Source organism: Halobaculum marinum (genome assembly GCF_029338555.1).
Classification (GTDB): domain Archaea; phylum Halobacteriota; class Halobacteria; order Halobacteriales; family Haloferacaceae; genus Halobaculum; species Halobaculum marinum.
The window spans coordinates 113,839-136,335 of the sequence record NZ_CP119989.1; the positions used below are offsets into that span (position 1 = coordinate 113,839).

Sequence of the window (22,497 nt, forward strand, 5' to 3'; positions counted from 1 at the left end):
GCCCTACGGACGGCTCGAAGCCGGAGACGGCGACGAGTCGACGCGGAAACGAGCGCGTACCTGTCACACCGTAAACTGCTCTTCTCGTTCTCTGCTGACAGTTTCGGGACGAATCATGCGCCCGTTCACTTCGACGGCCTCGCCCGCCGACAGCGCGCCGAACTTCGGCCCCTCCGGGACGCCGAGCGTCCGCGCTCGCTCGGGGTCGAACGACTCCGTGCGCGCGACGACCGCGTCGCCCTCGCGCGTCACCTCGTCGTACTTCTCCCGGAGCACCGCCGCGAGGGCCCCGACGAGTTCGTCGTACGGGCCCGCGGCGTCCGACCCGCCGTCGCGTGCGACGACCGGGACCGCCGCTCGCCCCGCCGCCCGCGTGCCGGCCTGCTCCGTCTCGAACCCGACCGTGTGCGCCGCGACCGCCGCGTGCGCCGCGTCGGCGTCGATTCCCTGCGCCTCCGCGAGGAGGGTGGCGGGCAGGTCGACGACGCGGTAGCCGTCGTCGGGGTCGACGCCCTCGCCGGCGCGCTCGCCGAACCGGAGGCCGTCGTCGACGGGGCACAGTGCCGCCTCCAGCGACGCCACCAAGTCCAGCGGTGTGTCGTCGACCGCGCGGACCCACGATTCGCCGACGACGCGCACACCGCGGTCGGCCAGCGCCTCGCGGAGCACCGGCCGCTCGTCCGCGACGAGCGCGTAGTCGGCGTCGCTGGCGCCGATTGCGGCGTCGAGCACCTCGGGGTGTTCCTCGGGGTGCCCGAGTTCGTCCAACTGCCAGTCGATGCCGACGTGGCCGACGCCCCACGCCGTCTCGCGGATCACCCGCTCGAACCGCGGGGCGTAGTGGCCGCCGCCGAAGCCGACGACGTGCCGGGGACGCTCGGGGTCGCCGACGGCGACGGTCGCGCCGCGCTCGGGGAGGTCGAGCACCGCACGGGCGACCGCGCCGGCGCCCGCCGGGTCGTCCCACTGCGCCTCGTCGCTGCCGACCTCTGCGAACACCGCCGGCACCGCGAGCGCGGTCGGCCCGTGGTGGGTCCCCTCGATGGCGACGCCGTACTCGTCTGGCGCGTGTTCGTCGAAGCCGGCGAGGAGCGCCCGCTGGACGCCCGGGCACGCGGGCGCGAACGACCCCGCCTCACCGCCGTACTCGGCGGCGCCGAAGTTGCCCGTGAAGTGGCAGGTGAGCAGCGGCCCCGTGTCACCGGCGTGGCGGGAGACGAACACGAGGTAGTCGGGGCGCTCGGAGAACGCGGGCGTCGGGTCGGCGAGGCGGATGTGGAGGTCGTCGAACGTGCGGAGTTCGAGCCGTTCGTCGCCGTGGGCGCCCGTTCGGTCGAGGACGTGGTACGTGCCGCCGCCGTCGGCGTCGACGCGGTCGTCGTCCTGTCGCTGTGTCCAGTCGGCCAAATCGAGCAGGCGCTCGGCGATGTGGGTCGAGGCGTGGTCCGCCCGGGAGACGACGATACCGATCACTGGCGAGGGGTAGCGGACAGACGATGGAATACGCGTCGGTTTCGGCGAACGGGGCGACCCCCGGATCGACGCGCGTTCAGTCGGCGGGCTGTTCGGTGCCGCCGCCGACCGCGTCGCTCACCGTCGAGCGGGTGTGGGCCGCCACCTGGAGAATCTCGTCGCGGCGAGACAGCAGGAGTCCGAGGCCGAGCACCATGTACAGCGCGGTGAAGCCGTGCAGCAGGACGATGGAGTTGGCCTCGGCGGCCGCCTCCGACATCGTGCGGATGAAGTAGAACTCCACCAGCACCTGCGAGAGGAACAGCGTCAACAACACCAGCGACTCGCGGACGGAGATGTTGAAGTTGATCAGGACGGCGAGCGCGAAGAAGCTCTGTGCGGCGGTGATCCAGATCTCGGCGGCCTGCTTCTCGTCGAACATGAGGACGCCGTACTGGCCCGCGGAGATGGAGTAGACGACGACGAGCGTCCCGATGAGTAGCGTCCACTGGTTCAGCTTCGAGGAGATGAGCGCGTTGAACGCCGCCGTCGAGCGCGCCTTGTTCACGAGGTAGGCGGTGACGATCAGTTCCGGGCTCTCGGAGGCCAGCGGCGCGATCCACTGGATCATGAAGAACTCGGGGATGCCGAACTGCAGACCCAACTCCTCCAGCCCGTGGGCGAACGGTTCGACGGCGGTGAAGATGAGCAGCCCGGAGTACGCGAACAGCGCGAGCACCGAGACGGCGCGGACGGGGAACGACCGCGCCTGGAGGTAGGCGGGGACGCCAACCTGCTCTTCGACCTCCTCGACGTCGCCGCGGACGATGACGAGGATGTACGCGACGTACAGGCCGACGAGGAACAGGGTGTCGATGGCGCCGATACCGCCGCCGAGCGGGACGAAGAACGCGTACACGGTCGCGAGGAACAGGAACGCCACCTCCAGCGAGATGTCCCGGTCGAGCGAGACGTAGTCGCCGAGGAACTTCCCGTTCGTGACGACGTTGTCGTCGCCGCTGCCGCCGTACGCTTGGTAGACCGAGAACAGCGCGATGCCGGACCAGCCGAGCCCAATGAGGATGCGGTTGGCGCCGGTCATGTTCGCGACCGCGAGGTTGCCGGCGGCGGCGTCACCCTGCCCGGCCTGCCAGGCGTACAGCGCGTCGACGGCGTACTCGGGCGCGACCGCCAGCACCGCGAGCACGGCGATGGCGAACGCGCGGGGCACGTCCTTCTCGGCGGTCTCGGCGCCCCACGCGAGGAGGAACGAGGCGCCGAGCACCGCGACGCCGGCGACCCCGACGGTCGTCAGCGTCGAGAACGTTTGGTTCAGTCCGGTCGCCCACGAGAGGATCCACGGGAGGGTGAGCAGTATCCCACCGACCAGTCCGGTGAGCGGGTGGCGAAGGCGCGAACTCATTGTCGCCACGAAGCCGGCGACAACCCCTTACTCTTGCGCTTCACGGCGGTTGCGCGCGTTCGAGTGGAGCGAGTGCAGCGACCGAGAATCCCGACGACCGGGCAGTCGGACGGCGTGGGGTGCGACCTACGGTAACAGCAGGTAGACGAACACGAGGTAGCCGCCCAGCAGGACGCCGCCGTCGAGGCGCCCGACCTCGCCGCCGCGCAGCATCACCACGATGGCCGCGACGGTGAACGCGATGAGCGACGGGAAGTCGAACGACTCGACGCTGACGGAGACGAACACAGGCACGACGACCGCCACCAAGCCGAGCACGGCGAGGACGTTGTAGATGTTCGAGCCGACGACGTTGCCCACCGCGAAGTCCGCCTGTCCGCGCACCGCCGCGACGACGCTGGCGGCGAGTTCCGGCAGCGACGTGCCGAACGCCAACACGGTCAGGCCGACGAGGCGCTGGGAGAAGCCGAACTGGTACAGGATCGATCGACCGCTGTCCATGAGCCAGCGCGACCCGAAGAACAGCAGCGCCAGGCCGACGACGAGATAGACGACGTGGCGGAGGTTGACACTCTCTGGGTCGACGTCGGGCATCTCCTCGACGACGCCGCCGTCGGTGACCGCACCGGACTCGTCGACGCCGGCCGCCTCGGACTCGCCGCTCGCACCGCGGTACAACACGACGGTGAACCCGGCGAGGACGACCAGGAAGATGGCGCCCTCTACGCGACCGATGATCGCGTCGCGCCCGAAGACGACGAGCAGCCCCGCCGCCAGCGCCATGAACGGGACGTGCCGCCGGAGCACGGTACGCGACACCGACAGCGGGCGGATGAGCGCCGCCAGCCCGAGCACGAGTCCGACGTTGGCGATGTTGGAGCCGACGATTGCCCCCAGGCCGAGTTGTGAGTCGCCGTTGACTCCGGAGATGACGCCGATGAACAGCTCCGGCGCGGTCGTCGCGAACGCGACCACCGTCACCCCGACGAGCGCGGCGTGGAGTCCGATCCCCAACGCCAGCCCCGCGGCCCCCTTCACCAGCGATTCGGCTCCCAGGTACAGGAGCACGACCCCGAGAAGCAAGAAGAGGCCGTGCTCAGAGAGGAGCACGTCGGCCAGTTGTAGCATGTCTGGCTCGGTTCGACCTTCACTACTTGAAGGCGCGTTTCTAAATATCGGTATTGAGACTATAGAGCGCACCCGAGCCGTGACGAGGACGCTGGCCGATCCCTCAGACGAGCAGGGAGACGTAGCCGCCGTAGCCGGCGAGGAGGAGGACGCCGGCGATGCGACCGACGCGACCGCGGGCGACGAGGAGGAGGACGCAGAACGCCGTCGCCCCCAAGAGCACGGGGAAGTCGGTGCCGATCACGGAGGTGGGGACCCGGATCGGCGACAGGAGCGTGAGCACGCCCAAGACGGCGAGGACGTTGTAGATGTTCGAGCCGACGACGTTGCCGATGGAGAAGTCGGCCTCGCCGCGCAGCGCCGAGACGAGGCTAGCGGCCAGTTCTGGGAGGGACGTGCCGAGCGCGAGGACGGTGACACCGACGAGTCGGTCTGAGCCGCCGAGCAGGTACAGCGTCGATGTTCCGCCGTCGACGAGTCGCCGCGCGCCGACGAGCAGCAGTCCGAGGCCGATCAGCAGGAAGACGAGGTCGCGTGGGCGAATCTCGGCGACGCGACGCACCGGGGAGGCGGCTGTCGTCCCACCGTCGGTGGCGACCGACTCGCCGTCGGTGGCCTCGTCGGCGTCGGGGACGCCGCGCAGGAGGACGACGGTGAAGGCTCCGAGCACGACCAAGAGCACGCCACCGTCGAGTTTGCTCAGGGTGCCGTCGTACCCCAACCCGACGAGCAGCAGCGCCGCCAGCACCATGAACGGGAGGTGTCGGCGGACCGTCTCGCGGGAGACGGCCATCGGCCGGACGAGCGCCGACAACCCGAGCACCAGACAGATGTTCGCCACGTTCGAGCCGATAACCGCCCCCAGCCCGATGGTCGTCGTCTTCTCGACCTTTCCGATGATGGCCACGAACAGCTCCGGCGCGGTCGTCGCGAACGCGACCACCGTCACGCCCGCGACGGCGGCCCGCACGCCGAGGTCGGTCGCGAGCCCCTGGGCCCCCTTCACCAGCGACTCGGCGCCCACGTACAGGAGGACGACCCCAACCAACAACGAGACCCCCGCCCCGTCGGTCGTCAGTGCCATCCAGATCCACCGCGGACTCGTTCGCACCTCCAACGGCGGGAGCGCCCCCGCGAGTTCGAACATATCGGCGCTGGTTCGCTCTCCCCGATAATGCTGTTGCGCCACGTCTCAGGGCCGATAGCCCCGATATTGAGTCCGGTGTGTCGTACATACTCGTGCGGAGCAGACCCCTGTCGTTCGCGCTGGGTCGGCGGCGCGGGCGACGCCGACTCTGGGCCCGACCGGTGACTCCCCAGTGAACCCCGTTTTTATCGGGGGTGCCACCGCACATTCGACCATGAACGTGTACGGACTCATCGGGAACCCGGTGGGGCACTCGCTGTCGCCGCCAATGCACGAGGCCGCCTACGACGCACTCGGGTTCGACGCGCGCTACGTCACCTTCGAACCAGACGCCGGCGACGGCGCCGCGGCCATCGCAGCCGCTGACACGCTGGGTGTCGCCGGGCTGAACGTGACGGTGCCGTTCAAGCAGGACGTGCTCGAAGCCGTCGAACCGGACGACCTCGCGGCGGAGGTGGGCGCGGTGAACACGGTCGACTTCTCGACGGACCCGCCGCGAGGATACAACACCGACGTGGCCGGCGTCCGCAGGGCGTTGGACCACCACGACGTCGCACGCGAGGGCGCCGCCGCCGTCGTCGTCGGCGCTGGCGGAGCGGGGCGGGCCGCGGCGTTCGCGCTCGCCGAGGACGCCGTCTCCCTGCACGTCGCCAACCGGACAGCCAAGCGGGCCGAGTCGCTCGCGGCCGAGGTGCGCGCGGCGCTCCCGGACGACCTCGACACGCCGACGACGGTGACTGCGGGCGGCCTCGATACGCTCGCGGAGACGGTGCCGAACGCCGACCTGCTCGTGAACGCCACCACCGTCGGAATGGAGTCCGACGAGACGCCGGTTCCCGCCGAGCACCTGCACGCCGACCTGGCGGTGCTGGACGCGGTGTACGCGCCGCTGGACACGCGACTGCTGCGCGACGCCCGGGACGCTGGTGCCACCACCGTCGACGGTGCGTGGATGCTGCTGTTCCAGGGCGTCGAGGCGTTCGAGCGGTGGACCGGCGAGGACGCTCCCGTCGCGGAGATGAACGAGGCGCTCCGGGCGGAACTGTCGTAACCCTTCACCAACACGGCTCCTGCGTCGGGTTTTCTCGATATTCGGCGCTGGTTTTTTAAAAGGGCGCGGCGTGGATCCGCCAAATGGGAATCATTCAGCAGATCAAGCGACTATTCGGGTTGGGGGGGCGCGAATCGAACGGGTCGCGCTCCAGCGAGACGGCGGTGACCGTCGAGCGCGAGCGCGACGCAGAGGTGGACGCCGACACCGAGGCGGCGGTGAAGGGAACCGACGAGGCCGACGCCGCGGCCGCGGAGACTGACGCCGCCGCCTCCACCGGTTCCGTCACCGACGCAGACGACGAGGGGGCCGCCGAGCCAGCAGAGGCGACCGAGGGGGCCGACGCCGGTGCCGCCGAGGAGGGGCAGGTCGACGCCGAGGTGCCGGCCGAGGAGACCGCCGACGCAGACGACGCCGAGGAGGAGGCAGACACCGACGACGAGGCCGAACCGGTCGCCGCCGGGACGGACGCGGACGCCTCGACGGAGGCGCTGGTCGACGAGGCCGAGGCGACCGAGGAGCCAGCCGCCGCCGCCGAACCAGCCGAGGCCGCCGGTCCCGAGTCGGACGACGTCACGACCGACGTTGACGCGGTCGACGTCGACGACGAGGAGACGGAGGCGGACGCCGACGACGAGGAGCCGGCGGTCGAAGAGGCAGAGAGCGAGGAGACCGACGACGCCGACGACGAGGAGCCGGCGGTCGAAGAGGCAGAGAGCGAGGAGACCGACGACGCCGACGACGAGGGCGTCCCGGTCGACCAGATCAAGGGGATCGGCCCGGCGTACGCCGAGCGCCTCGCGGAGTTGGGGATCAACACCGTCGCCGACCTGGCGGCCGCCGACGCCGCCGAGGTTGCCGAGGGGACCGACGTCTCCGAGAAGCGGGTGACTCGCTGGATCGACCGCGCCGCCGAGCACGACGCGTAGTCTCGGAACCGAACCCGCTTTTTCCCTCCCGCGTGGACGGACTCGTATGCACACGGTCACGGACCGCGAGTCGTTCCGCCGCCTCGCGGCCGACGCGCCCGACGACGCCCGCATCCCCGTCGAGGGGCGGGCGACGGTCGGGGATCCCTTCGAGGCCTACCGCCGCGCCCGGACGGCGGACCGACCGGCGGTGTTCTACGAGACGACCGGCGGCCAGTCCGGGTGGGGCGCCTTCGGCGTCGACCCGGCGGAGACGCTGACCGTCGGCGCCGAGGCGAGCGTCCGTGACCCACACCACCCCGGCCACGGCGACTACGCCGACCCGTCGCCGACGCTGGAGGCGCTGGCGGGACTGCTCGACGCCGGCACCCTGGTCCGCGGCGACTGCGACGTGCCGTACCCCTGCGGCGTCTTCGGGTGGCTCTCGTACGACGCGGCCCGCGAGTTGGAGTCGTTTCCCGCCGACGGCGCCGTCGAGGACCGCGGCCTGCCGCGCCTGCAGGCTGGCGTGTTCACGACCCTCGCCTCGTGGGAGGAACCGCGCGACGACGGCGACGTGACGCTTCGGATCACGTCGTGTCCGCGCGTCGCCGACTACCCCGATGCGGACGCCGCGTACGACGCCGGCGTCGCCGCCGCCGAGGCCCTCGCCGAGCGAGCGGTCGAGGGCGACCCGTCGGTCGGACCCGCACCGGCCGGCGACGCCGACGCCGTCAGCTTCGAGAGCGACTGCGGGCGCGAGGCGTACGCCGACCGCGTCCGCAGCGTCAAGGAGTCGGTCCGCGCGGGCGACACCTTCCAGGCGAACGTGAGCCAGCGCCTCGCCGCCCCCGCGGCGGTCCACCCCGTCGTCGCCTACGACGCCCTCCGCGCGCGCAACCCCGCGCCGTATTCCGGGCTGGTGGAGTTCCCCGGCGTCGACCTCGTGAGCGCGAGTCCCGAACTCCTCTTGCGGCGCGAGCCATCGGACGACCCCGACACAGGCGCTCGACTCGAAACCGAACCCATCGCCGGCACCCGCCCGCGCGACGCCGACCCGGAGACGGACGCCGCGCTGGAGGCCGAGTTGACCGGCGACGAGAAAGAGCGCGCCGAGCACGCGATGCTGGTCGACCTCGAGCGCAACGACCTCGGGAAGGTGAGCCGCTACGGCACCGTCTCGGTGCCCGAGTACCGGCGCGTCGACCGCTACTCGGAGGTGATGCACCTCGTCTCGCTCGTCGAGGGTGAAGAGCGGGCCGACCGCTCGCTCGCCGACACGCTCGCGGCGGTGTTCCCCGGCGGCACCATCACCGGCGCGCCCAAGCCGAAGACGATGGCCATCATCGACGCACTGGAAGGGACACAGCGGGGTCCGTACACCGGGTCGATGTTCGCCGCCGGCTTCGACGGCCGTCTCGTCGCCAACATCGTCATCAGGACGCTCGTCCGCACGGGCGAGCAGTACCACCTCCGCGTCGGCGCGGGCGTCGTCCACGACTCCGACCCGGAGGCAGAGTACGAGGAGACGCTGGCGAAGGCCCGCGCGCTCGTCCGCTCGGTCGACGACGCGCTCGACGGCCACATGGAGGTGGACGAGTGAGCGACAGAACTCCCGTCGGCGGCCGCATCCTCGTCGTCGACAACTACGACTCGTTCGCGTACAACCTCGTCCAGTACGTCGGCGAGTTGGCCGACGAGGTGCTCGTCCGCCGGAACGACCGCGTCGACGTCGACGACATCCGCGCCCTCAACCCCGACGGCATCGTCGTCTCGCCCGGTCCGGGAACCCCCGAGGAGGCCGGCGTCTCCATCCCCGTGTTCGCCGAGTTGGACTACCCGACGCTCGGCGTCTGCCTCGGCCACCAGGCGCTGTGTGCGGCCAACGGCGCCGCCGTCACGCTCGCGCCAGAGGTCGTCCACGGGAAGCCCTCCGACGTGCGCCACGACGGGCGCGGGGTGTTCGCCGCACTCCCCGACCGCGTCGAGGTCGGACGCTACCACTCGCTGTGCGTCGAGCACGACGCCGTCCCCGACACGCTCGTCGAGACGGCGTGGACCGACGACGAGCGCGAGGTGGTGATGGGCGTGCGCCACACCGAGCGCCCGCACGTCGGCGTCCAGTTCCACCCCGAGAGCATCCTCACGCCCGACGGGAAGGCGATGGTGCGGAGCTTCCTCCGCGTCTGCGAGCGAGGTGGATTCGAGTGAGCGACGCGGAACCCGACGGGGGAGCCGACGACCTCGTCTACCACGTCGACGGCGACCTCGTCCCCGCGAGCGAGGCGTCGGTGTCGGTGCACGACCGCGGCTTCCAGTACGGCGACGCCGTCTTCGAGACGGTCCGCGCCTACGGCGGGACGCTGTGGCGGTGGGACGCCCACGTCGACCGCCTGTTCGGCAGCCTCGACGCGCTCGGCATGCCCGCCGACGAGGTTGGGCTGTCGAAGTTGGACCTCCAGGCACGGGTCCGCGACACGCTCCGCGCGAACGACCTCGGCGACGCGTACGTCCGTCTGTCGGTGACGCGCGGGGAGACGGCGGGGTTCGCGCCGCCCGAGGCCGCCGAGACGGACCCGACGGTCGTCGTGCTCGTGAAGCCCCTCCCGCGTGGCGGCCGCGAGGACCACGGCGGCGAGTCGACGTGGGACGGCCCCGCGGCGATTCAGACGGTGAAGACCCGCCGGGTGTCGGACCGTGCGATCCCGAGCGACGCGAAGACGCACAACTACCTGAACAACGTCCTCGCCCGCGTCGAGACGCGCGTGACGGGCGCCGACGAGGCGGTCATGCTCGACGACGAGGGGTACGTGGCCGAGTGCGCGACGGCGAACCTGTTCTTCGTCGCCGACGACGCCATCCGCACGCCGTCGCTCGACGGACCGGTCCTGCCGGGCGTCACTCGCGCCGAGGTGCTCGACATCGCCCGCGAGGAGGGGTTCCCCGTCGAGGAGGGCGAGTACACCCCCGACGACGTGCGCGGCGCCGACGAGGCGTTCCTCGCCTCCTCCATCCGGGAACTGCGACCCGTCGGGACGTACGACGGCGTCGCGATCGGTGGCGGCCCGGTGACGACGCTCCTCTCGCGGCTGTACGACGAGCGGGTGGAACGGGCGTGCTACGCCGACGAGGCGGACGACGCGGAGGCGGGTGCGGGTGCCGACGCAGTCGCCGACGACGAGTCGCCGGAATAGGGAGGCATACAAGTCCGCCGGTCCTGCCGGCGGGTATGAACGAGGACGCGCGGGTCGCCGACGCCGACGAGGTTCCCGAGGGTGGGACCTTGCTGTTCACCGTTCGCGACGACGAGGACGAACTCCGCGAGGCGTTCGTGAGTCGGCTGTCCGACGGCACGGTCGTCGCGTACCGCAACTACTGCCAGCACTGGACGGACGTGCGCCTCGACAAAGGCGACGGCGCTCGCGTCACGAACGGCGAGGTGTGGTGTCAGAAACACGGCGCGACGTTCCAACTCGACAGCGGCTACTGCGACTTCGGCCCCTGCGAGGGGTCGGTGATGGAGTCGGTCGACGTGACCGTAACCGACGGCGGGGTGTACGTCGACGACGAGGACTACGTCTTCGAGCACCTCGGTCCCAGCGGCGTCGACACGGGCGACGGCGGCGACAGTCGCATCGACTTCACCGGGAACTGAGCGCGCTCACGCGCCGTCGGCGATGCTGTTGCCGGTCGACCCGAGGTCGGCGTCGAGCGCCGCGTCGACGGCGTCGACGACGGCCGTCACGTCGGCGTCGGGGCTCAGCGAGCACAACAGGCCCTCCGCCCCGACGTACAGGCGGACGACGGTGAGGTAGTCCATCCCAGTCGCGACGTACTCGACGTCTTCGGCGACAGGAAACAGGTCGTCGACGAACAGACCGATCTCCGAGAAGTCGATCCCCGCGTACTCGTGGATGCGGTCGAAGTGGGACCGCATCGCCCCGTCGTCGCCGTACATCGACCGCGTCGTCTCGTCGACGTACGCGAGGTCGTACGCGTCGCGCGTGAACACGGCGGCGACGTGAAGGTGTTCGTCGTCGTCCAGCGCCGCCTCGATCTCGTTGACCGCCGCGTCTACGTCGAACGAGACGACCGCCTCGCTGCCGGGCATGCCCGGAGGTTCCTCCGCCGGGTGAAATATCCACCGCCGTCAGTTCGACCCCGTCGCACGACTGCGAACAGGCTAGCTGGGTGCGGAAGAACGAGTGCGGTGACGAGCACGGAGCCGAACCCGAGAGAGAGACGGGACGCTTGGAGTCGGTCGGTCGCTCGGCCAGAAGTAGCGGGAGGTAGATTTGAACTACCGATCTCCGGGTTATGAGCCCGGCGGAATCTCCTGGCTATCCCATCCCGCTACTACATCGAAGTCGACCTGCACTTGTAAGGGTTGTGTTTCGAAGACCGCCGCCGTGTGCGACTTTCACGCACGACGGGCGCGGCTCGTCACTCCAACACGCGCCAGGTGAACACGCTCTCGGCGACGTAGTTGACGACCATCCCGGCGCCGATGCCGCCGGCCCGAGAGACGACGAACCAGAGGTCGATACCCGCGACCGTCAGCGGCACCGCCACCCACCGGAACAGCACGGTGAACACGACCAACTGGACGGCGATGCCGCCCGCGCGGACGACGTTCGACCGGGCCAGTCGTCGCAGCGTCGCCCCGACCCCCGAGCCGCCTTCCCCGGCGAACGTCACGCGGTCGTTGAGCAGGAACATCACGACGACCGCCACCTCGATACCGATCAGCGCCGCGAGTTCGGGAAACACCCCGAGTTCGCGCAGCGCCGTCGACGTGGCGATGTCGAAGGCGAAGCCGACGACGCCGACCGAGAGGAACTGGCCAATACGCGTCCCGGACGCGAGCGCCTCCACGGCGCCGTCGTCGCTCATCGCGGGTCGCTCCCGGCGGCACTCCCGTCGGGGTCGCCGCCGTCGCCGCGCGTCCCGCCCCCACTGCGGTCGACCAGCGCGACGCCGTCTTCGCGGTCGAGCAGGCGGTGCAGGCGGTCGTTCCGGATGAGTCGTGCGCGGTGGCGCGCCACGAGCAGTCCCCGACCCATGTCCAGCGCGTCCGTCACGGGCGACACCGTCGAGCCGGGTTGGTCCTCCCACGTCACCGGCACCTCGGCGATGCGGTAGTCGAGCGCCGCCGCGACCGCGACGAGTTCGATGTCCCACGCGAACCCCGGTTCGTACAGGTGGTCGCGGGCGCCCGCCCACGCCTCAGCGGTCAGCGCCTTCGCACCGCACTGGTAGTCGTACAGTTTCGCGTCGAGCAGGCGGCGCGCAATCCACGCGAAGCCGTCGCCGAGGAAGCGGCGGGCGAACGTCTGGTGGGAGCGCACGTCCGCCGCCGGGTGACGTCGCGAGCCGGCGGCCAGGTCGACTTCGCCGTCGACGACCGGGTCGATCACCGCCGCGACGGACTCGGCGGGCGTCGCGCCGTCGGCGTCGGCGAAGGCGTACACGTCGGTGGAGAGCGCCTCGAAGCCCGCGGTGATGGCCGCACCCTTCCCGCGTCGACGGCGGACGACGCGACAGTCGACGCCGTCCGGGAGGGCGAGGCCGGCCGGGTCGTCGGTCGCGTCCGCCGCGACGCCGGGTGCGTCGAGTTCGACTCGAAGCTCGTCCGGGTCCAGCGTCCGTTGGAGCGAGCGGAGGTACGTCCGGAGCCGACCCGGGTCCGGATGGTAGGCGGGGACGACGACCCCGACGGTCGGCTGCATACCCCCCGGTTCCGTGTGGCCGGGTAAAAGCGGTGCGAAACGGGCATCCGGCGACGTGCGGGTGCGAGGCGCCGCGACACCGCGTCGACGGAAGGAGGGAAAGGGACTTACCCCGGCGGCAACCCCGTGGGATCGATGGAGTACGGTCTCGTCGTCCGCTGGCTGGTCGCGCTGCTCGCGCTCGGGGCCGTCGGCGTCCCGCTGGCCGCCCGCCTGTTCCCCCGCTCGGCGACGCGCGGTGTCGGCTTCGCGCTCCCCGTGTCCGCGCTGACGGTCGCCGTCGTCGCCTTCTGGGCTGGTCGCGTCACGTTCGGCCCGCTCGTGCTCGCGCTCGCCCTCCTCGTGCTCGTCGCGCTCGCGGCGCTGGCTCTCCTCGACCGCGACGCCCTCCGCGCCGGCGAAGTCGCCCTCGACGAGGACGCCGTCGCCGGGCTCCCCGACCGAACCGTCGCCGCCGAGACGGCGGCGGTGTTCGTCCTCGGGTTCTGTCTCGTCGTGCTGATCCGGGCGTTCGACCCCGGCGTCGACCCCAGCGCCGGCGAGAAGTTCCTCGACTACGGCATCCTCAAGTCGCTGCTGCGGGCGAGTGCGCTCCCGCCGGAGGACATGTGGTTCGCCGGCGAACCCGTCCGCTACTACTACGGCGGCCACCTGCTCGCGGCGCTGTGGTCGATGCTGACCGCTACCCCGGCGCGCTTCGGCTACAACCTCGCGCTGGCAGGCGTGTTCGGGATGCTCGTCGCCGCCGTCTACGATCTGGCGGGGTCGGTCGCCGCCAGCCGTGATCGCTCGCGCCGCATCGCTGGCGCGCTCGCGGCGTTCCTCGTCGGCGTCGCGGCGAACCTCTACACCGCCGGCTGGGTGCTCCTCCGGACGCTCCCGCCGGGCCCGCGAGCAACGGTCGCCAGCCTGTTCGGCCTCGACGCACAGGAGGTGGTCACCCGCGAGTTCTCCTACTGGACCGCCAGCCGCGTCATCCCGGGAACCATCAACGAGTTCCCGCTGTTCGCGTGGCTCAACGGCGACCTCCACGCCCACATGACGATGACGCCGTTCCTCCTGCTGGGGGCGGCGCTCGCGTTCGCCCTCTACCGCACGCCCGAGACGGAAACGCGCCGCCGGCGACTCCTCCTGTTCGGCGTGATCCCGGTCGTGGGCGGCTTCCAAGCGGTGCTCGACACGTGGAGTTTCCCGAGCGTGTTCGGCCTCGCGTGGCTCGCGGTCGCCGCCGCACCCGCCGCACCGCGGACCCTCTTGCCGGCGGCGCTGTCGGCCCGCGTGGACGCCCTCGTGGACGGCGTGTCCGACGCCGACACCGAGACGGCGACCGACGGTGGCGGGGGCGGGAGCGCCGGTGCCCGCCTGCTCGCCGACGAGGTGGCTCGCCCGGTCGTCGCCGCGGCGCTCGTCGCGGGCGCGGGCGTGCTCGCGGTGGTCGTCGCGTCGCCGTTCCTGCTGGGCGCGGTGACCGGCAGCGGGAGCGAACGGACGCTGGCGCTGCTCACCGTCGAGATGCGGTCGTCGCTTGGCAGGTTGGCGCTCGTCCACGGCGCGTTCCTCGCGACGTTCGTCGTCGGCCTGCTCGCGGCCGTCGGGCGGGAGCGACCGCTCGCCGTGCTGGCGGGCCTCGCGGCGCTGACGCTCGCAGGCCTCGTCGTCGGCGTGCCCGCGCTCGGACCGTTCGGCTTCCTGCTCCTCGCGGGGTGGGTCGCGCTGCGGACCGACCGCGCGGGCTTCGAGACGGTGCTGATCGTCGGCGGGGCCGGACTGGTGTTGCTCGTCGAGGTGGTGTTCCTGAACGAGCAGGCCGGCCCGGGCCGGATGAACACCGTGTTCAAGACGTACGCGCAGGTGTGGCCGCTGTGGGCCGCCGCCGCCGGCGTCGTGCTCGCGGGGATGCTCCGCGTGGTGCCCCGCCCCGACGCATCCGTGCTGTGGCCGGGCGAGGGGACCCGCGACGTGCTGGCGTCGGTGTTCGTCGCCGGCCTGCTCGTCACGACGGGGATGTACGCCGCGTTCGCGCTCCCGGCGCACGTGAACGAGGGGTACCCCGAGGAGCCGACGCTGGACGCGACCGACTTCGTCGCGGTGTACCATCCGAGCGAGGAGCGTCCGATCGACTGGCTCGACGCCCGCGAGGGCCAGCCGACGCTGCTGTCGGCGCCCGCGACCGGCGTCTACCCCGGCGCCGACAACCGTTACGGACACTCGCCGACGATGTACCGCTGGGAGGCCAGCCCCGCGGCGAGTCTCACCGGGCTACCGACGGTCGCCGGCTGGCACCACGAAGTCGGCTACCGCGGGCCCGACGCCTACTTCGCCCGCGTCCGCGCCGTCGACGACGCCTACACCTCCGAGGCCGCCGCCGTCGAGGTGTTCCGCGAGCACGACGTGCAGTACGTGTGGGTCGGCCCCGCCGAGCGCACGCGCTACCAGCAGTTCGGCATGATCGACTTCGGCGAGATCCCGGGGGTGGAGGAGGTCGAGGACGCCTCAACGCAGACGGTGACGGTGTACCGGGTGACGGAGTCGGAGTTACCCGAAGCGGGTTCGCTCGACGCTAGCGCCTGAGCGCCGGCGTTCGCGGGGCAAGCGACCGGGCGCCGACGCCGACGACGAACCCGAACGTCCCGAGGAAGACCGCGAGCACGGCGGCCGTCACCGCCGCCAGGGCGACGTCGAACGTCGCCACCCCGCTCGCGGAGACGCTGTCGACGAAGCGCGCTCCCGCACCGCCGAACACCGGCGCGAAGACGACACCCCACGAGACGAACAGCCCCGCGTGCCGCGCTGCGGGGACCGCGGCCGCTCCGACCCACCCGGCAGCGACGAGTACGCCGACCCGCGGGTCGCCGGCCGCGGCCGCCAGCGGGTCGAACACCTCCGCGACCGTCAGCGCCCCCGTGACGGGGTGCCGGGGCACCCACACCGCGGCCGCGAGTGCGGCGTCGAACGCCGCGGCCGCGACGACGGCCCACCGCACCGCCGCACGACGGCTCCGCGGGAGGAGCACCCGACGGACGCGGGCGGACCCGGCCGCTTCGTCGAGGCCGTCACTCCGTCGCCGCAGGAACTCCCCGAGCGCGTAGCCGGGGAGGCCGACGCCCGTCGCAGTCGACGCGGCGGCGACGACCGGAACGACCACCCCGATACCGGTCGCCACCCCGCTCGGGACGGCGAGACACCACGCGACCGAGAACACGAGGCCGAACGCCAGCAGCCAACTCCCGAGGACGCCGCCGGCGCGCCTGGCGTTCTCGGCCGCGAGTGCCGGGCCACCCAGGAGGGCGGTCGTCGCGAGAAACGGGACCGCAGAGTCGGCACCGGCGGCCCAGGGCGTCTCCGCGGCGACGACCCCCACGGCGACGAGCGCGGTCGCCCCGGCGACGGCGACGAGTCGCATCCGGCGGTCGGCGCCGAGGAGGGCGTCGGCGGAGGACACGTCGGATCACCGACGTGACCCGGCAAGTACTTTCGGTCGTCGAGCACCGCTCGCGTGGGCGAAGCCGCGGCGCTGGACGCGTGGAGAGCGGAGCGAACTAGTGCGGGGCGACTCGCGGCTTAGACCGTGAGGTCGCCGCCCTTCTTCACGATGTCGAGCGCCTCGGCGTCGATGGTGTCGACGTCGAGCCAGTGGGGGACGTACTCCTTCTTCTCGAACGCGTCGCGCTCGTCGTCGGTGCCGATGGTGCACCACAACTGCGGCTCCTCGGGGCCGTGGTACTCGCCTTGGCGCTGGACGGAGAAGACGCGCAGCTCCTGCCCGTCGTAGTTGATGACGCCGTCCTTGCGCAGGCCGGGGTCGCCGTGAACGATGAGCTTCTTCATACGCCGGCGTTGGCGGGTTCGTACACTAAGGGTTTCGATGCCGTGCGTCTCACGGCGGCGGAGCCGCAAGCGGAGGCAAGTGGTCGCAGGTGTATAACCGCTCACGAGTCGTCAATAGAGTGAGGTTACTAATGTCTACAAAGCGCGTAGCGGCTGAAGACGACGTCCGAGCGGCATCCGACCGATTCTACGGTGCACTGGAGGCGATGGCGAACGGCGACGCCAGTTCAATGGCGGACATCTGGTCCCACGAGGACGACGTGACGACCATGCACCCGATCGGGGGCCGCGAGGAGGGCTGGGAGGCCGTCAAAGCGTCGTGGGACGGCGTGGCGGCGGCGAGCACGGACGGCACGGTCACCCGGACGAACCAGGTCGTCCGAGTCGTCGGTGACGCCGCGTACGAACTGTGCGAGGAGTCGGCGTCGATGACCTTCGCGGGCGACCCGGTCGCTATCGAGAACCGCGCGACCAACGTCTACCGGAAAGAGGGCGACGAGTGGAAAATCGTCCACCACCACGCCGACCACGACGCCGAGTTCGCCGAGCTGGTGGCGAACATGGGTGCGTGATCGACCGACGACCGATCGACTGCAACCCCCGGCAACCGGCTCGCATTTTCGAATAGGTACCCTCGGATCGAAGCCTATCCGCTGTCTCGCGGGTGAGTGTCGAGAAAACGCCGAGCCGGGGCCGTCGCGACAGCCCGGCTACCCGCCGAGGTACAGCCGCGACACCTCGGGGTTGTCCAAGAGCGCGTCGGCGTCGTCGGTGTACGCGACGCTCCCCTGGTCGAGCACGTAGCCCGTGTCCGAGATGGCCAGCCCCTTGCGGGCGTTCTGTTCGACCATCAAGATCGCCGTCCCGAGGTCGTTGACGGCCTGCACGTCGGCGAACACCTCGTCGGCGGTGTTGGGCGCGAGCCCGGCCGACGGCTCGTCGATGAGGAGCACGTCCGGCTCCATCACGAGCGCCCGAGCGAACGCCAGCACTTGGCGCTGGCCGCCCGAGAGGGTGCGTGCCTTCGCCTCGCGCTTCTCGTCGAGGATCGGGAACCGGTCGTACAGTTCGGCGATCACCGGTTCGAGGTCGTCGTTGCGGGCGACGCCGCCCATCCGGAGGTTCTCCTCGATCGTGAGGCTCGCGAACACGTTGTCCGTCTGGGGGACGTAGCCGATCCCGATGCGGACGATCTCTTCTGGCGCCATCCCGCCGATGTCCTCGCCGCGGTAGCGGACGTGGCCCTCCCACGGAGAGAGCAGGCCGAACACCGTCTTGAGGACGGTGGACTTGCCCGCGCCGTTGGGGCCGACGAGACACGCGATCTCCTCCTGTTCGAGGGTCAACGAGAGGTCGTCGAGCACCTGCACGTCGCCGTAGCCGCTGTCGACGCCATCGACCGAGAGGACGGGGGCGGTCGACTGCTCGGGCGGCGCAGACTCGGCTGCACCGCCGTCCGGGAGCACTCGCCGTTGGCTCCACTCGCGGCTCATTCGCCACCCCCGAGGTACGCGTCGATGACGCGGTTGTCCGCGCGGACCGCGTCGGGCGTCCCCTCCACGAGGACGCTGCCGCGGTCGAGGACGACGATCGGGTCGGCGAGGTTCATGATGAACTCCATGTCGTGTTCGATGATCAGGAACGTGACGCCCTGCTCGTTGAGCCGGGCGATCTGGTCGCGCAGTTTGTTCGCCAGCGTCGGGTTCACACCCGCCACCGGCTCGTCGAGCAGCAGCACCTCGGGCTCGGCGAGCATCGCCCGCGCGAGTTCGACCAGTTTCATCTGGCCGCCCGAGAGGTCGGTCGCCGCCTGCGTCGCGAGGTGCCCGATCTCGAACTCCTCGAGGATGCGCTGGGCGTCCTCCAGGTTCGCGCGTTCCTCCTCGTGCACCGTACTGCCGTCGGTGAACAGCGAGACGAACGACTCGCCGGTCTGCGTCTGCGGGCCGACGAGCATCGCCTCGCGGACGGTCATCCCCTCCAGCTTCCGAGGGGTCTGGAACGTCCGGATCAGCCCGTGGTCGGCGATCTCGTGGGGCGTGTCGTCGGTCACGTCCACGCCGTTGACGCGGACGGAGCCCTCGTCCTCCTCGTAGAACCCCGAGATGAGGTTGAACAGGGTGGACTTGCCGGCGCCGTTCGGCCCGATGAGGCCGGTGATCGTACCGCGCTCCACCTCGAAGGAGGCGTCGTCGGTGGCGACCAGCCCGCCGAACGTCTTGACGAGGCCGTCGACCTCCAGCACGACGTTCTCCTTGTCGAGGTTCGCGCCCTCGTGGACGACGCCATCAGACTCGGTGTCGGCGGCGTCGCTCGCGTCGGACACGTCGTCGACCGGCGTGTCGGACTCGGCGTCGCTCACGAGGCGTCACCTCCTTCGGTCGCGTGCGGGCGTTGCGCCTCCTCGGGGCCGGGCACGTCCGCCTCGTCGAGGGCGGACGGCCAGATCAGCTCCCGCTGTGGCGGCAACACGCCCTCGGGGCGGAAGCGCATCACGAGGATGATGATCAGCCCGACCGCCAGCAGGCGGAGCGGGCCGATGTCGAACGCGATGAAGTCGATCCCGTTGAGGAAGCGCGTCCCCTCCCGGATGGCGATGACGACGAAGCCGCCGAACATCGCCCCGCGGTTGGAGCCGCTCCCGCCGAGGATCACCGCGATCCACACGTAGAACGTGTTGATCGGCTCGAAGTCGCCGGGACTCACGAACAGGTTCAGGTGCGCGTAGAACACGCCCGCCAGCGCCATGATGACGCTGCCGAGCACGAACGACTGCATCTTGAACGCGTACGTGTTCTTGCCCAGCGCCTCCGCCAGGTCCTCGTCGCCGCGGATCGTCCGCAGCACCCGCCCCCACGGCGAGCGGTGGACCCGCCGCAACAGGAGGAAGGTGACCCCGACGAACACGAACACGAGGCCGACGTTGAGCAGCGCCTGGTAGAACGGCTGTTGCAGGACGATGGGGCTGCCCGGAACGATCTCAATCCGGAGCCCCGGCATCGCCTGCGGGAACGTCGACAGCAGCGGCCACCCCTCGAAGAAGCCGGGGATGCCGCGCAGGCCAGCGCTCCCGTTGGTGTACTCGCGCTCGTTGAGCACGATCAGCCGGACGACCTCCGCCAGCCCCAGCGAGGCGATGGCGAGGTAGTCCGCCCGCAGTCGCAGCGTCGGGATGCCGATGATCACCGCGAGGAGCGCCGCGAGTGCGAGGCCGACGAACAGCCCGAGCACCGGGCTGAGTCCCCCGGCGATGGGGGAGTTGTCCGCCGTCAAGATCGCGGTACCGTACGCGCCGAGACCGAAGAACGCGGCCACAGAGAAGTTGATCAGGCCGGTGTAGCCCCACTGGGCGTTCAGCCCGAACGACAGCAGGACGTACATCCCGACGAGGCCGATCAGGTACAGCACGTACGTCGGGCCGAGGCCGCCGGTGACGAGGCCGATGCCCAGCGCCGCCAGCAGTGCGGCGACGAACGCGAGGACGCCCTGTTCGGCCCGGGTGAGGCCGGCGAGGAAGCCCTCCTCCGCGTCCGCCGCGGTGTCGGCGCTCACGTGCCGGCCCCCGTGCCGCCCGCGATGCCGTTCGGCCTGACGAGCAGCACCGCGACCATGATCACGAACGCGATGCCGTTCGCGTACTCGATGCCGATGGGGATCCCGATGTCAGTGAGGATCGGGGTCAGCTGGTTGATCATCCCGATGAGGAACCCGCCGAGCATGGCGCCGTAGACGGAGCCGATGCCGCCGAGGATCACCGCGGCGAACACGACCAGCAGGATGTTGAACCCCATCCGCGGGGAGATCTGGTTGTACAGGCCGAGGAACACGCCCCCGGCGCCGGCCAGTCCCGCGCCGATGACCCACGTCCACAGCGTGATGCGGTCGACGCGGATGCCGCTGACGCGCGCCAGCGACGGGTTGTCCGCGGTCGCGCGCATCTTCCGCCCGAGGTCGGTGTACTGCAACAGCGTGTGCAAGCCGGCGACGAGGATCGCTGCCGACCCGATGATCGCCACGTCGTGGAGCGTCATCCGGATCCCGAACGGGATCAGCGCCTCGATGGGGCGCAGCACCTGGATGCCGAACTCGGTGAAGTCGGAGCCGAACTGGAACTGGATGAGCGCGCGGTAGACGAACGCCACCCCGATACTCGTGATGAGCATCCCGATGGAGTCCACCTCCAGCGGCTCGTAGATCACCTTCTCGGTGATCACCGCGACGAGCGCGGCGACCGCGATGCCGACGGCCAGCGCGAGGAAGAACCCGAGCGGAAGCCCGAGGAAGCGCGCGCCGAGGCCGCCGACGAACCCGAAGGTGACGAGCGCCGAGTACGCCCCGACGGTCATCGTGTCGCCGTGCGCGAAGTTGGCGAAGTCGGCGATGCTGTACACGAGCGACAGGCCGATACTCGCCAGTACGATGATACTACTGAACACCAGCCCGTTCGCCAAATATTCGAGGACGGACATCCTCGCTCAGCCTTCGATCGTGCCCGTCTGGGTGTACTCGTGGTTCTCGACCGTCAGGATCTGCAGGAACCCGACCGGGTCGCCGTTCTCGTCGAAGTCGATGGGACCCGAGACGCCCTGGTAGTCGATGTCCGAGGGCGTGCCGTCGTCGCCGAGCACGTTCATCGCCTCCTCGAAGGTGAACACCTCTTCACCCTCGGGACGGGTCACGTCGCGGACCGTCTCCTGCAGGGCGGCGCCGGTGAACTCGTCGGCGGTCGCGATGGACAGCGCCGCCGTGACGACGCAGTCGTACGCGAACGCCGACCACGAGGTCGGGGCCTCGCCGTACTCGCTCTCGAACTCGCTGGCGAAGTTCTGGTAGTTGTCCTGGTCGATGGCCGCCGAGGGCGTCACGATCTTCATGCCGTCGAGGCTCCCCTCCGGCGTGTTGCCGAGGACGTCCGGCCCCGCGACGGAGTCGGCGCCGTAGAACTGCGCCTCGTAGCCGTTGGAGTACGCCTCCTGGGCCATCGTCGTGAACTCGGGCTGGTAGGTGACGAACAGCCACGCGTCCGCGCCGGAGTTGGCCATCCCGGAGACGGTCGAAGAGTACGACGACTGCCCCTGGTCGTGGGGCTGGTCGTACGCGATCTCACCGTCGAACGACTCGCGGAACGCCTCCGCGAGCCCCTGCCCGTAGTCGTTGTTCACCCACGCGAGCGCGACAGAGTCGTAGCCGTCCTCGCTGATGATGTCGGCCAGCCCCGACGACTGGGTCGAGCCCGTCGGCGACATGCGGAGTAGCCCGGGGAAGTTCGTCAGGTCCGGGCTGGTGGAGTTCTGGCTCAGCTGAACCACGTCGGTGCCTTGGATGACCGACTGATAGATGGCCAGCGAGACGCCCGACCCCACCGCGCCGATGACGAACGGGACGCCGTCCTGGTTGACGAGCTTCTGGGCCGCCGAGACGCCCGCCTGCGACTCGGACTGAGAGTCCTCGACGATGATCTCCAGGTCGCGCCCGCCGATGCCGACGTCGTTGACCGCCGCCAGCGCGAGGTCCTTCCCGCGTTCGTTGCGTTGCCCGAACGCCGACAGCGAGCCGGTGAGGGAGTTCACCATCCCGATGGTGTACGGCCCGGAACTTCCGCCGCCGTTCCCGCCGTCGCTGTCGTCGCTCCCGCTGTCGCCGCCACCGCCGCCACCGGAGGCGTCGGTCTCCGTCTCCGTCGATTCGTTGTCGGTCGTGCTCACGCAGCCCGCAAGCCCCGCGAGCCCCGCGATTCCACCTGCCTTCAGCACGTCGCGCCGGTTCGGTCCGGTCTCGTCATTCGGTACCATGACTAACAATGTTACACGTGCACAAGCTTATGCCTATAC

22 protein-coding genes and 1 tRNA gene are annotated in these 22,497 nt (G+C 70.6%); 8 read left to right on the plus strand and 15 right to left on the minus strand.

The window, feature by feature from the left end; genetic code table 11:
- Positions 1–63 precede the first annotated feature (63 nt).
- From P0R32_RS00650 to P0R32_RS00665, 4 genes are all read right to left on the minus strand, one after another.
- Positions 64–1,473: a D-aminoacyl-tRNA deacylase gene (locus P0R32_RS00650; RefSeq protein ID WP_276237976.1), complete on the minus strand. Its 1,410-nt coding sequence runs from the start codon at positions 1,471–1,473 to the stop codon at positions 64–66.
- 76 nt (positions 1,474–1,549) lie between these two features.
- Positions 1,550–2,875 carry a calcium:cation antiporter family protein gene (locus P0R32_RS00655; protein WP_276237977.1) on the minus strand — a complete coding sequence of 442 codons (1,326 nt, stop codon included), beginning with the start codon at positions 2,873–2,875 and terminating at the stop codon, positions 1,550–1,552.
- A gap of 126 nt (positions 2,876–3,001) precedes the next feature.
- Positions 3,002–4,003 carry a calcium/sodium antiporter gene (locus P0R32_RS00660; RefSeq protein ID WP_276237979.1) on the minus strand — a complete coding sequence of 334 codons (1,002 nt, stop codon included), beginning with the start codon at positions 4,001–4,003 and terminating at the stop codon, positions 3,002–3,004.
- Between the two features lie 103 nt (positions 4,004–4,106).
- Positions 4,107–5,087 (minus strand): calcium/sodium antiporter, encoded by a 981-nt coding sequence (locus P0R32_RS00665; protein ID WP_321170913.1) that lies wholly within the window; start codon positions 5,085–5,087, stop codon positions 4,107–4,109.
- Positions 5,088–5,364: 277 nt separating this feature from the next.
- On the opposite strand from P0R32_RS00665, the gene P0R32_RS00670 reads away from it, so the two are divergent.
- From P0R32_RS00670 to P0R32_RS00695, 6 genes are all read left to right on the plus strand, one after another.
- Positions 5,365–6,201, plus strand: a complete 837-nt coding sequence (locus P0R32_RS00670) for a shikimate dehydrogenase (protein WP_276237981.1) — start codon at positions 5,365–5,367, stop codon at positions 6,199–6,201.
- Positions 6,202–6,284: 83 nt separating this feature from the next.
- Entirely contained in the window at positions 6,285–7,130 is an 846-nt protein-coding gene (locus P0R32_RS00675) for a helix-hairpin-helix domain-containing protein (RefSeq protein ID WP_276237982.1), read from the plus strand.
- A gap of 46 nt (positions 7,131–7,176) precedes the next feature.
- Positions 7,177–8,712 carry an anthranilate synthase component I family protein gene (locus P0R32_RS00680; RefSeq protein ID WP_276237983.1) on the plus strand — a complete coding sequence of 512 codons (1,536 nt, stop codon included), beginning with the start codon at positions 7,177–7,179 and terminating at the stop codon, positions 8,710–8,712.
- Complete coding sequence (locus P0R32_RS00685) at positions 8,709–9,320, plus strand: anthranilate synthase component II (protein ID WP_276237984.1); 612 nt, start codon at positions 8,709–8,711, stop codon at positions 9,318–9,320. Before P0R32_RS00680 ends, P0R32_RS00685 begins: the two co-directional genes overlap by 4 nt.
- Positions 9,317–10,303, plus strand: coding sequence for an aminotransferase class IV (locus P0R32_RS00690; RefSeq protein WP_276237985.1), 987 nt, complete (start codon positions 9,317–9,319; stop codon positions 10,301–10,303). The genes P0R32_RS00685 and P0R32_RS00690 overlap by 4 nt, the downstream gene beginning before the upstream one ends.
- Before the next feature lie 35 nt (positions 10,304–10,338).
- Positions 10,339–10,764, plus strand: coding sequence for a Rieske (2Fe-2S) protein (locus tag P0R32_RS00695; RefSeq protein WP_276237986.1), 426 nt, complete (start codon positions 10,339–10,341; stop codon positions 10,762–10,764).
- A gap of 6 nt (positions 10,765–10,770) precedes the next feature.
- On the opposite strand, the gene P0R32_RS00700 is transcribed toward P0R32_RS00695, so the two are convergent.
- From P0R32_RS00700 to P0R32_RS00715, 4 genes are all read right to left on the minus strand, one after another.
- Positions 10,771–11,220 carry a hypothetical protein gene (locus P0R32_RS00700; protein ID WP_276237987.1) on the minus strand — a complete coding sequence of 150 codons (450 nt, stop codon included), beginning with the start codon at positions 11,218–11,220 and terminating at the stop codon, positions 10,771–10,773.
- A gap of 169 nt (positions 11,221–11,389) precedes the next feature.
- Positions 11,390–11,464: transfer RNA gene (locus tag P0R32_RS00705), tRNA-Met, on the minus strand.
- Between the two features lie 88 nt (positions 11,465–11,552).
- Positions 11,553–12,002 carry a GtrA family protein gene (locus P0R32_RS00710; protein ID WP_276237988.1) on the minus strand — a complete coding sequence of 150 codons (450 nt, stop codon included), beginning with the start codon at positions 12,000–12,002 and terminating at the stop codon, positions 11,553–11,555.
- On the minus strand, positions 11,999–12,838 hold the full coding sequence (locus P0R32_RS00715) for a glycosyltransferase (protein ID WP_276237989.1): 840 nt from the start codon (positions 12,836–12,838) through the stop codon (positions 11,999–12,001). Before P0R32_RS00715 ends, P0R32_RS00710 begins: the two co-directional genes overlap by 4 nt.
- Before the next feature lie 135 nt (positions 12,839–12,973).
- Between P0R32_RS00715 and P0R32_RS00720 the strand changes: the two genes are divergently transcribed.
- On the plus strand, positions 12,974–15,409 hold the full coding sequence (locus tag P0R32_RS00720) for a DUF2298 domain-containing protein (RefSeq protein ID WP_276237990.1): 2,436 nt from the start codon (positions 12,974–12,976) through the stop codon (positions 15,407–15,409).
- On the opposite strand, the gene P0R32_RS00725 is transcribed toward P0R32_RS00720, so the two are convergent.
- A complete protein-coding gene (locus tag P0R32_RS00725; RefSeq protein WP_276237992.1) occupies positions 15,399–16,280 on the minus strand; it encodes a hypothetical protein in 882 nt (293 codons plus the stop codon). The genes P0R32_RS00720 and P0R32_RS00725 overlap by 11 nt on opposite strands.
- 119 nt (positions 16,281–16,399) lie before the next feature.
- A complete protein-coding gene (locus P0R32_RS00730) occupies positions 16,400–16,666 on the minus strand; it encodes an HAH_0734 family protein (RefSeq protein ID WP_276237993.1) in 267 nt (88 codons plus the stop codon).
- A 131-nt stretch (positions 16,667–16,797) separates the two neighbouring features.
- Between P0R32_RS00730 and P0R32_RS00735 the strand changes: the two genes are divergently transcribed.
- Positions 16,798–17,238 (plus strand): YybH family protein, encoded by a 441-nt coding sequence (locus P0R32_RS00735; protein ID WP_276237994.1) that lies wholly within the window; start codon positions 16,798–16,800, stop codon positions 17,236–17,238.
- A gap of 138 nt (positions 17,239–17,376) precedes the next feature.
- Here the strand turns inward: P0R32_RS00735 and P0R32_RS00740 are convergent, their stop codons facing one another.
- From P0R32_RS00740 to P0R32_RS00760, 5 genes are read right to left on the minus strand one after another with little or no spacing between them, the layout of a single operon-like run.
- Entirely contained in the window at positions 17,377–18,159 is a 783-nt protein-coding gene (locus tag P0R32_RS00740) for an ABC transporter ATP-binding protein (protein ID WP_276237995.1), read from the minus strand.
- Positions 18,156–18,992 carry an ABC transporter ATP-binding protein gene (locus P0R32_RS00745; protein WP_276239433.1) on the minus strand — a complete coding sequence of 279 codons (837 nt, stop codon included), beginning with the start codon at positions 18,990–18,992 and terminating at the stop codon, positions 18,156–18,158. Before P0R32_RS00745 ends, P0R32_RS00740 begins: the two co-directional genes overlap by 4 nt.
- 32 nt (positions 18,993–19,024) lie before the next feature.
- Positions 19,025–20,218 (minus strand): branched-chain amino acid ABC transporter permease, encoded by a 1,194-nt coding sequence (locus P0R32_RS00750; protein ID WP_349770203.1) that lies wholly within the window; start codon positions 20,216–20,218, stop codon positions 19,025–19,027.
- Entirely contained in the window at positions 20,215–21,135 is a 921-nt protein-coding gene (locus tag P0R32_RS00755) for a branched-chain amino acid ABC transporter permease (protein ID WP_276237996.1), read from the minus strand. Before P0R32_RS00755 ends, P0R32_RS00750 begins: the two co-directional genes overlap by 4 nt.
- A 6-nt stretch (positions 21,136–21,141) precedes the next feature.
- Entirely contained in the window at positions 21,142–22,458 is a 1,317-nt protein-coding gene (locus tag P0R32_RS00760) for an ABC transporter substrate-binding protein (protein WP_276237997.1), read from the minus strand.
- Positions 22,459–22,497: the final 39 nt, after the last annotated feature.